The sequence below is a fragment of the Mesorhizobium sp. M6A.T.Ce.TU.016.01.1.1 genome (assembly GCF_003997065.1).
GTDB classification, from domain to species: domain Bacteria; phylum Pseudomonadota; class Alphaproteobacteria; order Rhizobiales; family Rhizobiaceae; genus Mesorhizobium; species Mesorhizobium mediterraneum.
Genome location: NZ_RZTJ01000002.1, coordinates 517,093 through 530,183 on the forward strand (window position 1 = coordinate 517,093; position 13,091 = coordinate 530,183).

The 13,091-nt window shown below is 61.1% G+C and carries 9 protein-coding genes and 1 tRNA gene; 3 read left to right on the forward strand and 7 right to left on the reverse strand.

The genetic code is table 11. The annotated features are described in order from the left end of the window. Positions 1-196: 196 nt before the first annotated feature. Positions 197-2,032 (reverse strand): polysaccharide biosynthesis/export family protein, encoded by a 1,836-nt coding sequence (locus EOC94_RS05750; protein ID WP_185928171.1) that lies wholly within the window; start codon positions 2,030-2,032, stop codon positions 197-199. Between the two features lie 256 nt (positions 2,033-2,288). Here EOC94_RS05750 and EOC94_RS34030 point away from each other — a divergent pair, with 256 nt between their 5' ends. After that, on the forward strand, positions 2,289-2,432 hold the full coding sequence (locus EOC94_RS34030; RefSeq protein WP_158302623.1) for a hypothetical protein: 144 nt from the start codon (positions 2,289-2,291) through the stop codon (positions 2,430-2,432). A 300-nt stretch (positions 2,433-2,732) separates the two neighbouring features. On the opposite strand, the gene EOC94_RS05755 is transcribed toward EOC94_RS34030, so the two are convergent. From EOC94_RS05755 to EOC94_RS05765, 3 genes are all read right to left on the reverse strand, one after another. After that, positions 2,733-3,572 (reverse strand): response regulator transcription factor, encoded by an 840-nt coding sequence (locus EOC94_RS05755; RefSeq protein WP_127289064.1) that lies wholly within the window; start codon positions 3,570-3,572, stop codon positions 2,733-2,735. 734 nt (positions 3,573-4,306) lie between these two features. After that, positions 4,307-4,963 (reverse strand): Crp/Fnr family transcriptional regulator, encoded by a 657-nt coding sequence (locus EOC94_RS05760; protein WP_245465500.1) that lies wholly within the window; start codon positions 4,961-4,963, stop codon positions 4,307-4,309. 1,143 nt (positions 4,964-6,106) lie between these two features. Continuing rightward, positions 6,107-6,183 (reverse strand) — tRNA-Pro (locus EOC94_RS05765). Between the two features lie 204 nt (positions 6,184-6,387). Here EOC94_RS05765 and EOC94_RS05770 point away from each other — a divergent pair. Next, on the forward strand, positions 6,388-7,908 hold the full coding sequence (locus EOC94_RS05770; RefSeq protein ID WP_127289068.1) for a phosphomannomutase/phosphoglucomutase: 1,521 nt from the start codon (positions 6,388-6,390) through the stop codon (positions 7,906-7,908). Positions 7,909-8,016: 108 nt separating this feature from the next. Here the strand turns inward: EOC94_RS05770 and EOC94_RS05775 are convergent, their stop codons facing one another. Further along, entirely contained in the window at positions 8,017-8,895 is an 879-nt protein-coding gene (locus tag EOC94_RS05775; protein WP_127289070.1) for an NmrA/HSCARG family protein, read from the reverse strand. 97 nt (positions 8,896-8,992) lie between these two features. Between EOC94_RS05775 and EOC94_RS05780 the strand changes: the two genes are divergently transcribed. Next, positions 8,993-9,904: a LysR family transcriptional regulator gene (locus tag EOC94_RS05780; RefSeq protein WP_127289072.1), complete on the forward strand. Its 912-nt coding sequence runs from the start codon at positions 8,993-8,995 to the stop codon at positions 9,902-9,904. 9 nt (positions 9,905-9,913) lie between these two features. On the opposite strand, the gene betB is transcribed toward EOC94_RS05780, so the two are convergent. Beyond that, entirely contained in the window at positions 9,914-11,377 is a 1,464-nt protein-coding gene (gene betB / locus EOC94_RS05785; RefSeq protein WP_127289074.1) for a betaine-aldehyde dehydrogenase, read from the reverse strand. A gap of 52 nt (positions 11,378-11,429) precedes the next feature. Beyond that, a complete protein-coding gene (gene betA, locus EOC94_RS05790) occupies positions 11,430-13,082 on the reverse strand; it encodes a choline dehydrogenase (protein WP_127289076.1) in 1,653 nt (550 codons plus the stop codon). Positions 13,083-13,091: the final 9 nt, after the last annotated feature.

Sequence of the window (13,091 nt, forward strand, 5' to 3'; positions counted from 1 at the left end):
ATCGACAGCGTTGTTGGTCTTCATGCCGCGTCTGCCGCCTGCGCGGGCCGAAGCCGCTTCGTCGCGGCGAAGGCCCGTCAGGCTGGCGCCGATCAGGGCTTTCGACGTTTCCAAGACCAGGCTTAGAAAGTAGTGACCGCATCAACTGGCACGCATCGCTGGCAGAAGCCATTCTGGCAGGAGACAAGCAGCCACATCAATTCGGATCGATCCTCTCCTCCCTCACCACGCGGGCAGGGTCGACGTCGCTTGGGTTGCACGCGGCAGGCAAGCTCTCGCAGGTCGGCGACAAGGTCGGGACCGACGAATCGGCCGGTTCTCTTGGCTCGCTTTCGCCCACGATGATGTTGACGAGGTCGCCTGGCTGCAACAGGGTCATCCCAACGGTCTCGATGCTGACCGGCCCGGCTGCCGATTGCCGCACGATTTGATAAATTACGCTGTTTGCGTCCTTCGCAAATTGGGCGCGGGTCACCGGCAACGTGTAAAGGATGCCTTCGCTGGCGTTCAACTCGCGCACATTGGCCGCGATCTGGCTCTCCGCGGTCTCGATCTCGACCTCCAGATCGTTCCTGAGGTCGGCCCGGGTCCGCAACACCTCAGACTCTAACCAAGCGAGGCGCTGGTTGGCGCTCGCGTACTGGTTAAGGGCGTCCTGCCGACGCTGTTCCGCGTCGGACAACTCACTCTGGATCTGAGCCATCACCGTCATGCTGAGAACTTTGCGGTCCACGAGCGTGCGCATGCTGTTGACGCGCTCCTGGCGCAGCTTGACCAATTCGTCGAGCGACTCCATGCGCCTATAAGCGACAACATCCTGCCTGGCCGCCTCCAGCGCCCGCAGGCTCGCGCGCTCGCGATCTTTGCGGGCCGTGGCGACGGCCTTGCGCCGGTCGCTCTGCTCGTTGACGAGGTTAGCAGCTTCGGTCGCGCCGGCCAGCTCCAGCAACTGGCGCGGGATAGTGGGTGCCGCGCCGTCGCGCTCGGCCTTCAGCACCGCCGCGCGCGCGAGCAACTTCAACATCGCATCGATCGCCGCGCTCCGCTTCTGGGTCTCACGCACGGTTTCGATCTTCTGCCACGGTTCGCTCTTGGCCCGGTCGAGTCCGCCGGCCAGCGCGATCGCATGCAGGATCGTCATGCCGGCCGCATACTTGAACGAGCCTGGATTCTTGACCGGCCCCAGCACGTAAATGGGTGGGCGCTCCAGCGGCAGGATGTTCACCAGTCCCTCGCGGCCCAGCAGTTGATTGAAGGTTTCCACCAGGTCGGCCTGTACCTGTTGCGTCGACCGGTTGGCGACCGGAATGGAGCCAAGCAAGGGCACGGAAATCGTGCCGTCCTCTTGGATAATATATTCGCCGCTCAGTTCCGGACGCTGCAGGATGCCGTGCAAGGCAGAGGACGCGCGCCCCCACTTGTCTTCCTCGACGTCGACGCGCTCGTAGAACGTGACCTTGAGGCGGTCGCCGATGCCAAACAGGGCTCCGGTTGGCACGCCTGGCGCATTGCTGAGGGTTTTGGAGCCCTCGGCACTGGTGGGGACGGCAGGGACGACGCTCCGCTCGACCAACGCCGCGGCGGACGCATCCGGTCCCGTGCTGAGAGTTTTGGGGGGCTCGGCACTGGTGGGGACCGCAGGGACGGCGCTCTGTTCGACCGGCGCCGCCGCAGCCGGTCCCGACACGATCGCGCGAGAGGGTTCGGCCGTGGCTTGGACCGGTTGTCCTTGCCAGCTATCGATAGCAGCAGACACCTTCTGCACCACGGCTCCGGAGGCATCCTCGACCTTCTGCATCACGGCTCCGGAGGCATCCGCGACCTTCTGCACCACGGCTCCGGAGACATCCGCGGCCTTGTGCACCACGGCGCCGGAGACATCCTCGGCCTTCTGCATCACGGCTCCGGAGATATCCTCGATCTTCTGCATCACGGGTCCGGAAACAACCTCGACGGCCGGCCAGTTTCCGATCGCGGCCCCTCCCAGGGCGGCGACCCCGCAGAGCCCAAAGGCAAGCAGGATGGCCTTCATTCCCCTGCGGCGAGCCGCCCGTGACGAAGGAGCGACGGGGTCGGAATTGTATTTTGTATCCATGGCCATGGCGCGTGGCTTTCAATGGCGGCCATCCCGTCCCGAACTGGTCGAGCACGGGTCGACGGGCACGGCTCTGCCTTATCGTGACCCTTCGCCGCCAGCGGCACAACTATCCCTTTGTGGGCACTCCTTCCGGATAAAGCGCGGCCTTCGTCCAATAGCCAGACTGCTGCGCTGCAGGAGAACTTGTTTGATGGCAAACGGGACAAAAGCGATCGAACGCAACGAAGAGGCGGAAATCTTGGTTACCGACGCAGCGCCTCGAACCGTCTGCGGCTCCGGCATGCATTCGCAGGATGGCTGGGCTGTTTCCAACTTCATCATAGAGGTGAGGTAACCATAGCGGACCTGGCCCCGCCTCATATTCCTTTCGTCAGTTCTCACGTCCTCGGCCGAAGCCCGTGCCGCTTGGACAACGCTACCGCGTCACGCACATCCCGCCGACGCAGGAACAGACGACAACGCTTGCCGCATGATTTGAGGAAAACCGATCGGAGACGGCCCGCTTCCAGTACAAACGGCGCACCTCTTTCGTTGCCACCGCCGAGGGTGATTTGAACCTGGACGTTCTTGATCGCGGAGCCTCGTATCAGGGTGAGGCTTGGCAAGTGAAGGCACCAGCCCGAATGCCGATATATCAAGGCAGGGAAGCGGGTCTCATTGAATGAATATTATCGAGAGAGTGGTACCCCTTTTGTGCTTTAAGCAGATCTTGCGGATGGTGAGACGGTTGAGTTGCTATCTTTTCGTTCCCTGACGGGCCATTGCCAGACGCGGCAGTAAGCATGCCATGGTTCATCGCCCAAACTGCAGCCTGTGTACGGTTGCGGACCCGGATCTTTCGGAGGATGGCCTTGACGTGTACCTTCACCGTAGCTTCGGCAATGTTGATCTCGCGCGCGATGGCTTTGTTAGACTCCCCTTCGATTAAGCGACGTAGAATACAGTTTTCCCGATCTGACAAAATTGATAGTTCTTGATCCTCATGCTCCACTTTAACAACCGCATTTGTTAACTCATCAGCTACCGCGTCAGGTTTCAGATCATGCCTTATATCTTGAATAGCCGTTGAAGTTTCGGCAGGTAACACCGTATGCCCTAGCATAACCAATTCGAGAGCTTTGATGAAGGTGTCGTAAGCAGCGACTTTTATCAAATACCCGTCTGCCCCCGCACGAAAAGCTGAAACTATATCGGTCGATCGACAGTGATCGGCTAGCGCGACGACATGGCTGGTCGGATAAATCGCTTTGAATTTTGCAATTTGTGCGAATTCAGCATCCGCATCAGTACCGCCGACATCTATGATGAGCAAGATGGGCCGGTGCTGGGCTAGCGGCTTCTGCAGAAGATCGTGAACACAAGCCGCAGAGAAAAGGACACGAAACTTTGCCGCTTCCAGGATTCGACTAAGGCCTTCTCGGAGTAACTCGCTCGGCCCGACAAGTACTGTTATAAAAGATTGTCTTGTCATCATTGCCTCTCGCTCCGGCGCGATTGAGGTACACGCGTCGAGTAGGGCACTCCACGCGCCAACCGCACTCGATGCCCCCGGTTTGAGTCTCTTGCAGTTCCTCACTCCCTCCTTGGCGAGAATAGGTTGGGCAGTGTAAGATCTATTTATAAGCAGTCTCTAACATAGGTTGCTTTTTCGGTAAATTTCGCCGCAAACGGACGTCAAGCTGGAACCCAGGGCGCGGCAATCTGCCTGGAGACGCAGGGATGGGACGGCTTAGCCATCTCAAGCCGCTGGTAGTCGAACGACGATCGGGATCGTGCCTGCGGCGATTGCAGCGATACGCGAGGATTCCTGAAGGTGGTGGTTGGCATGGTCAGGTCGCAGCGCTTTGATATCGTTGCCCAACGCTTTAGGTGTGAGAACACCCGATGGATCTGCCGCAGTGTGTGAGCCACTTGCACTTATTCTGCGGCACGCTCTCGCAGCGCGATAGGCCGTGTCGCCGTCGGTCATGATGGTCGGGCCTTTTGCATATTGCTCAACACGGACGAGGTTAGATTCCGCTCGGCCCGTCCTTCACCGCACGCCGGATGCGGATACCCTGTGGTCGAGATATATCGCTGCCGCGCCAGGCCGCGCGCGACCAGTCGTCCGGAAACATTTGGCTGGAACTGTTCCAGCGAAGGCCGAGGGTCGTCTTCCAGCGGAAAATTTGCTAATGGCCCATGCGCTGCCGCTCTAGGAGATAGCCGTTACCTGAGATACTCGTTGTCGAATCCGGCTATTTCGACCAGCTTCTTGCGGTTGATCACCTGTACATGGCCCGCCTTGAAAGAGACGAGATCGGCCTTGCGGAGTTCCCCCAACGTTCGGTTGACGTGAACGGTGGTCATTCCGAGGATGTCGGCCAAGTCATATTGCGTAAGGGGACACTCATATCTTCCATGGGCCGACAAGCCAACCATGGAGAGCCTCTCCTCCAACTCGAGCAGGAAATGGGCGGTGCGGCTCATCGCGGTCCGCCGCCCGGTATTCATGAGATGTTCGGCAAGGATGGCGTTCAGGCGGGCCAGGGAGCAGACGATCTTCTTCCCGAGACGGCCTTCCGACAAGATGGCCTCGACAAGTTCCTTACTGGAAATTTCATAAACAGTTAGTTCGGTTATGGACGCCAGCGATGCTAAACGTGGTCCGTCCACAGAACGGAAACCGACAATGTCCCCCGTGAGGGGAGTGTCGATGATCTGCCGTTCTCCGTCCGGTAGCCCGTGGGAAAGGATGGCCCAACCCGATTTTACGATGAATATCTCATCGTTATCGTCATCCTGGCGGCCTATCACCGAATGGGGTTTGTAGATTTTTGCGGTAACACCGAGAAAATCGTCATTCCCCCAATCGTTCTTCGACAATGTCGCCCCTATGGGATGCGAGCGCATGAACTGCCATAGTGTCTGCATGAAGAATCGCGAGGTTGCCCCTGTTTCCGCACAATAATTGCCCCCGGACGAGTTCGACAGAACGATCTCCTACCGTAGGGGCAGGCTGGCCCACTGTCCTCGTCTGTTTGAATGAGGCAAATTGCGCTTAGATCAAGGTGTTGCAAGCATCAGGCGGTTAAGGCTCCCGGCTTGTCTCGGGACACTCGCTCTTTGCTCGCTCGGCGGCGTGGCGGTTGCCGGCGCGCTCGATGCGGCCGATAATTTTCATCATGAAAACGCTGACGCCAATGCCTGAGTTCAAACGCAGCGTTCATGGCATGCCGCAAGAAAAGCGCACGCTTCTTCGCTGTGCGGTCGATGAACGAATGCGGGAAGAGGAATGCTGACGCTGACGCGTCCGGCCTGACCACTTGCCGCACTACGGGCTACGAGTTCCTGTTCGGGCTCGATCATGTGTTTATCCCCCTATCGATTTATTCCATAGGTGGATAAAGCTGAGGCGGCGCACTATCCGGCGACCGTTGCTCGATCTTGTCCTATTCCATTCGCGGTTCCATCGCCTCAGTTCTAAGGAACGGGGCGACGCGAAACGAGACTGGTCCACTCGATGAGAGGGCGGCGGGACTGAGGACGCAGCGGAAACAACGAAACAATCCGCGCTGTAGTCGCGAGGCGGTCATATCGCCAGTTGCGATATGGAGGCGCAGAGGGGCAGGCCGTAGCTCGAAGTATGGATGTTGTCTTCGGGTCAGTTCGAGACGTCGGACCCACCGGATTGAATTTTTGCATTCTCGCGCGTCTTACCAGAACCGGTCGGACCGCTTCCTGCCCATTGAAGTCATTCGACAGCTGTCGGCGGTTGCGAGCTTTTGGCGCGCAGCAGACTAGTTTGGATGGCGCGGCCTCAGAGAGCACCATCTGCAAAATCGCGAGTGGTTAATGTGGTCTTGGCTTTGGTCGGTGCGGAAACAAGCCGATCCGGGCTGGCGGGTGCAATGGCATAGATAGCGCTTGATAATCATGCGTCTGCCAGCTGCACCGAGGTGCCTAGATGCTGTTTCCGGTTTTCTGTGGGGTAGGCGGTATTCGGGCCGCCTAAGTATTTGTTTTTTCTGGTCGGAGTGGCAGGATTTGAACCTGCGACCCCATCGTCCCGAACGATGTGCGCTACCAGGCTGCGCTACACTCCGTGACCAGACCGCGGGCTTATAGCCGCCGCACTTCGTTCCTGCAAGCGCCAATGGCAGCGCTTCTGTCGCATTTCTTCCGCTTTCGCTTTAACGTCATACAGGTTTCAGTTTCCTGGGGGATAAACACGGCTTAAAGGCTCGTGTTATAGGCATCGGCCACCTGCGTTGAAACCACTCTGATTCCAGCCGCTTGGAGTTGCTGTCTTGCCCCTGAAGATCGTTAGCGAAGCCCGTCCCAACACCTTCGAGTTTGAAACCTCGGCGCTTATCAAGGCGTCCGGCTTTCGTGAGTATGACGCGCGCTGGTGGTTCGGCCATCCGGGCTCTGCGGAGCCGCCGGAGCTCAACCTGATCGGTGTCCAGGCGCTGGGCATGGGGCTCGGCACGTTGATCCGGCGCCTGGGCGCCGGGCCGGATATCGTGACCGGGCATGATTTCCGTTCCTATTCGCTGGCGATAAAGCTGGCGCTGATTTCCGGGCTGATGGCCGCCGGCGCGCGGGTCAGGGATATCGGGCTGGCGCTGTCGCCGATGGCCTATTTCGCCCAGTTCGCGCTCGATACGCCGTCCGTCGCCATGGTCACCGCCTCGCACAACGAAAACGGCTGGAGCGGCGTCAAGATGGGGGCGGCGCGTCCCCTGACCTTCGGTCCGGAGGAAATGAGCGCATTGAAGACGATCGTGCTTGCCGGCGACTTCGACCTTGTCGGCGGCGGCTCCTATGACTTCGTTGCGGATTTCCGCAAAACCTATCTGGACGACCTGACCACTGGGAAACGCATATCACGAAAGCTCAAGGTGGTCGCCGCCTGCGGTAACGGCACTGCCGGCGCCTTCGCGCCTGAAGCGCTGGAGCGGATCGGCTGCGAGGTGATCCCGCTCGATGTCGAGCTCGACCATACATTTCCGAACTACAATCCCAATCCCGAAGACATGAAGATGCTGCACGCGATCCGCGACAAGGTGCTGGAGACGGGAGCCGACGTCGGGCTTGGCTTCGACGGCGATGGCGACCGCTGCGGCGTGGTCGACAATGAAGGCAACGAGATCTTCGCCGATAAGGTCGGCGTCATGCTCGCGCGCGACATCGCGCGACTGCATCCCGGCTCGACCTTCGTCGTCGACGTCAAGTCGACCGGATTGTTCAACACCGACGCCGCCTTGCGCGCCGATGGCGCCGTCACCGATTATTGGAAGACCGGCCACTCCTACATAAAACGGCGCGTGGCTGAGCTTGGCGCCATCGCTGGTTTCGAGAAATCCGGTCATTTCTTCTTCAATCCGCCGATTGGGCGCGGCTATGACGATGGTCTCATCACAGCCATCGCCATCTGCCAGATGCTGGATCGCAGCCCGGGCAGCAGCATGGCCGATCTCTATCGCGCCCTGCCGCTGACCTTCGGCACGCCGACCATGTCGCCACACTGCGCCGACGAGCTGAAATACGGTGTGGTCGAGCGGGTCGTTTCCGATTTCCAGGCCATGAAGCAGGACGGCACTGTCTTCGCCGGCCAGAAGATCGCCGAGCTGATCACAGTCAATGGCGTGCGCGTCGTTGCCGAGGACGGCACCTGGGGCCTGGTGCGGGCGTCATCGAACAAGCCGGAGCTTGTCGTGGTGGTGGAGAGCCCGGTGTCGTCGGAGCGGCGCCGGCAGATGTTCGAAGGCGTCGATGCAGTGCTGCGCCGCAGCCCGGAAGTCGGCGCTTACAATCAGACCTTCTAGGTAGCGCCTCATCGCATCCAGGGTGAGAGGACCATGCAAGGGAAGCGGTCCAGCTTGTCGCTGATCCGCTTCCGCCGGGCATCATCGCAAACGGGAACTCAGTCGGGCTTAAGATGCCTGCTCAAGAGCGTTCCAGTCGAACTTCCGCGCCCAGTCAGCAAAACTGTGCCAGCGGACCTCCGGGAAATCTCGGTGCAAAGCCGCGATATCGACGTCGTAGCCGACGCGGTCGAACCACTCGAACATCAGCGCTACGTCCTCGCTTTGCTGGCGGGCCACCGCGATCGGAATTTCCTGATAGTTGATCGGGCGGCCGATGGCCTGCGAAAGGATCTTGGCCTGGTCTTCGCCGGACAACTCGTCTCCGGCGAAATCGAAACGCTTGCCGAACACGCGCTCGCGCCGCTCGACCAGGGTGGCAACAAAGGCGCCGATGTCCGCCAGGGCGACCAGCTGGAGGGGGCGTTTGGCGGGCACTGCGAAAGCATGCGTGCCTTGGCTGAGCGCGCCGATCGACCACGGCGCGACGAAATTCTCCATGAAAGCAACCGGGGCGCTGATTGTATAGGGAAGGCCGAGCCGTTCGACATGCTGCTCGACGAGATATTTGCTTTCGAAATGCGGGATGCCGGTTTTCTTGTTGGCGTCGGCAACGGACGAATAGATCAGATGCCCGACGCCGGCAGCCTTGGCTGCATCGGCGGCTAGAATCCCCTGGCGGGTCTCCTCTTCCATCCCGGCCTCGTAGCTGTTGCCCATCAAGAACATGGTGTCGACGTCTTTTGCAGCCTTCATAACGGAGGCCGTATCGCCGAGATCGCCGGTCACGATCTCGGCGCCTGCCGACGCCAATTGCCGCGCGGCATCGCTGTCCGGCCTGCGCGTCAATGCCTTGACGCGATGTCCGCTCGACAGCAAGGCACGCGCAACTGCGCCGCCTTGCTGGCCTGTGGCGCCGGTGACTAGAACGCTTCGTTTAGTGGTCATGTGGTTGCTCCTTTTTTGCGGTGGAGCAAAATTAAGGTCTGTCACATTGATGCACAATTGCATATAATTGGAAAACTTTGTCCCATGTGTGGATACAATGATCGATCTCAATGATATCGTGGTGTTCGCTCGCGTCGTCGAAGCTGGCAGCTTCACCGCTGCCGCGCGGCTGCTTGCCATGCCCAAGACGACGGTCAGTCGACGCGTTGCCGCGCTCGAGCGTGAGGTTGGGGTCCGCCTGCTGCAGCGCACCACGCGCAGCCTCAACGTGACGGATGCCGGGCGTCTGTATTACGAGCAGAGCAGCCAGGCGCTGCGGACGATCGCGGAAGCAAATCTGCGCCTTGCGGAAGCGAAGGCGGAGCCATCGGGCACGATTCGCATTTCGGCGCCCGTTGGCTTCGGGAGCCATTTCCTCACAGCTGCCGTGGTCGACTTTCTGGCAATGTACCCGAAGACCAAGGTCGAGCTCCGCCTGACCGACGACAAGCTCAACCTGGTTGAGGACGGTATAGATCTCGCCTTCCGAACCGGCATCCTACAGGATTCGACGCTGATTGCCCGCAAACTCGGCTCCACGCACAGGCTGCTCTGCGCCAGCCCGGACTATCTCGCAAGGCACGGGATGCCGAAACGCCTGGCGGATCTCGCGCACCATCAGTGCGTCATCGCAGGCCCTTCGACCTCCGGCACCCATTGGGTGCTGGACGGGCCACACGGTCAGGAGACGGTCACGGTGGCCGGGCGCTTCGCCGCTAATGAAATGCAGGCGGTCGTTGCGGCCACGCTCGCAGGCTTCGGCATCGCCCAATTGCCGCACAGCATCGCCGAGCCCCTCATCAATGGGGGGCGGCTGAGCCGCGTTCTCCGGGACTACACGACGCCGGCTGGCGGGCTGCATGTCCTATATCCGAGCAGCCGGCATCTTTCGCCCCTGGTCAAGGCATTCATCGAGCTTGCATCCGACCGGATTTCCAGTCTGGCAAATACTGCGGCTGACCAGCAGTAGCCGCGTGCCTCAATACGGGCTCGCCACATCCCCGGTCTCGACATAGACCGACTTCAGCTGCGAATAGAGCGCCAGCGCGGCAAGCGAGTTTTCCCGCCCGATTCCCGACTGCTTGAAGCCGCCGAAGGGAATTTCGACCGGCGTCAGATTGTAGGCGTTGATCCAGCAGGTGCCGGCCTGCAGCTCGGCGATGACGCGATGGGCGCGCGGCAGGTCGCGCGTGAACACACCCGCGGCAAGGCCGAACTCGGTATCGTTGGCCCGGTCGATCACCTCGTCCTCACCGTCGAATTTGAGCACGCTCATCACCGGCCCGAAAATCTCCTCGCGCGCGATGCGCATCGTGTCGGTGACGCCGGTGAAAACAGTCGGCTCGACGAAGAAGCCGCCCTGGAAACCCTGCAGCGAAGGCACATTGCCGCCGCAGGCGAGCACAGCGCCATCCTGCTTGCCTGCCTCGATATAGCCGATGACCTTTTCGTGCTGCGCCTTCGAGACCAGCGGTCCCATCTGCGTTTCCGGGTCGAGCGGATCGCCGATGCGGATCTTCTTGGTCCGCTCGACCAGCCGTTCGACGAAACGGTCGTGGATGCCCTTCTGCACGAAGACTCGCGTGCCGTTGGAGCAGATCTGGCCGGTCGAATAGAAATTGCCGAGCATGGCGCCGCCAATGGCGTTTTCGAGATCGGCATCGTCGAAGACAATCAGCGGCGACTTGCCGCCGAGCTCCATGGTGGCGTGCTTCATCTTCGAGCCGGCGAGCGAAAGCACCTTGCGCCCAGTCGGCACCGAGCCCGTCACCGAGACTTTGGCGACGACATCGTGCCCGACGAGGCCGGCGCCGACATCGCCATAGCCTTGCACCACGTTGAAGAGCCCGTCGGGGAGGCCGGCCTCGGTATAGATTTCGGCGAGCGCCAGCGCCGATAATGGGGTGTTCTCAGACGGCTTGAACACCATGGCGTTGCCCATGGCGAGTGCGGGTGCCGATTTCCAGCCGGCGATCTGGATCGGATAGTTCCAGGCGCCGATGCCGACACAGACGCCCAGCGCCTCGCGCCTCGTATAGGCGAAGGGTCCGCCGAGATCGAAGGCCTCGCCATTATAGGCAGCGACCGCGCCGCCGAAATATTCGAGGCAATCCGCGGCGGACGGCGCATCCGCCACCAGCGTCTCCTGGATCGCCTTGCCTGTATCGAGCGTCTCGATACGCGCCAGGTCGGCGTTGCGCGCGCGCAAGATGTCGGCGGCGCGGCGCAGGATGCGTCCGCGCTCGACCGGCTTCAGCCGCGCCCAGGCCGGTTGGGCTGCACGCGCCGCTTCGATCGCGAGTTCCAGCACGTTCGGCGTCGCCGAACGCAGCATCGCGATGGTCTCGCCGGTTGCCGGATAGATGACCGGCAGTGGCGCACCCTGCTCGTCGTCGATGTAGCGTCCGTTGACATAGTGCGATGCCGTTGGTTGGGCGCGCATAGCTGTTCTCCAATCGTCTTCGCCAGAACGGAGCAGTCCGCCGGATCATGGCCTATCTGTCTGACACCTGCCAGCGCGGATTGATCCATGGTTCCTGGTTGGACGGCGCCAGCGGCGTGCGGCCAAGAATGTGGTCGGCGGCCTTTTCGCCTGTCATGATCGACGGCGCGTTGAGATTGCCGTTGGTGACGCGCGGGAAGATCGAGGAATCGGCGACCCGCAACCCTTCGACGCCGATGACACGGCATTCCGGATCGACGACGCTCATCGGATCATCGGCGCGACCCATCTTGCAGGTGCCGCAAGGGTGGTAGGCGCTTTCGGCATGGTCGCGGATGAAGGCATCGAGATCGTCGTCCGACTGCACGTGCGAGCCCGGCGAGAGTTCCTCGCCGCGATAAAGATCGAATGCCGACTGGCCGAAGATCTCACGCGTCAGCCGGATGCAGTGGCGGAACTCGGTCCAGTCGTCCGGATGCGACATATAGTTGAAGCGGATCACCGGCTTCGACCTGGGGTCGGGCGAGCGCAGCGTGACAGAACCGCGCGATTTCGATCGCATCGGCCCGACATGCGCCTGGAAACCGTGCGCCTTCGCCGCCGCCTTGCCGTCATAGCGAACCGCCGCCGGGATGAAATGATACTGGATGTCGGGATAGTCGACGCCGGCGCGCGAGCGCACGAAGGCGGCCGCCTCGAAATGATTGGTTGCGCCGAGACCTGACTTGAAGAACAGCCATTGCGCGCCGATCATTGCCTTGGAGAAGGGGTTCAGCACCGAATTCAGCGTGATCGGCTGCGTCGATTCCTGCTGGATATAGAGCTCCATATGGTCCTGCAGGTTGCGGCCGACGCCGGGCCGGTTAGCCACCACCTGAATGCCGTATTCCCTGAGATGTTCGGCCGGGCCGATGCCGGACAGCATCAGGATCTTGGGCGAATTGATCGAGGAGGCGGCAACGATCACTTCACGTCGCGCCTTGACCACCTGAATCCGTTTGCGCGTTTCGATCTCGACACCAGTGGCGCGTTGATTCTCGATGATCACCCGCCGGGCGAAGCCCTTGACCAAGCTCACATTTTTCCGCCTCAGCGCCGGCCTGAGATAGGCGCTCGCCGCCGACCAGCGGCGGCCGCCGCGAATGGTCTGCTCCATTGGCCCAAAGCCTTCCTGCTTCGCGCCGTTGTAGTCGTCGGTCAGCTCAAAGCCGGCCTGACGGCCTGCCTCGACGAAGGCGCCGTAGAGTGGGTTGGTCCTTGAGCCGCGCTGCACGGACAGCGGGCCGCCGTGGCCGCGCCAGCCATTCTCGCCGCCATTGCTGTCCTCCATGCGCTTGAAGTAGGGGAGCACGTCGGCAAACCCCCAGCCAGCCGCGCCCTGTTCGGCCCAATGGTCGAAATCGCGGGCGTGGCCGCGTACATAGACCATGCCATTGATCGAGGACGAGCCGCCGATGACCTTGCCGCGCGGCGTCGCCAGCACGCGGCCGCCGAGATGCGACTCCGGCTCGCTGGCAAAGCCCCAGTCGTAGAGGCTCATGTTGAGTGGGATCGACAGCGCCGACGGCATCTGGATCAGCGGCCCGACATCGCTGCCGCCGAACTCGATGACGATCACCGAATGCTTGCCATCCTCCGACAGGCGGTAGGCCATGGCCGAGCCGGCCGAGCCGGAGCCGATGATGACGAAATCCGCCTCAAGCATGGTTCATAT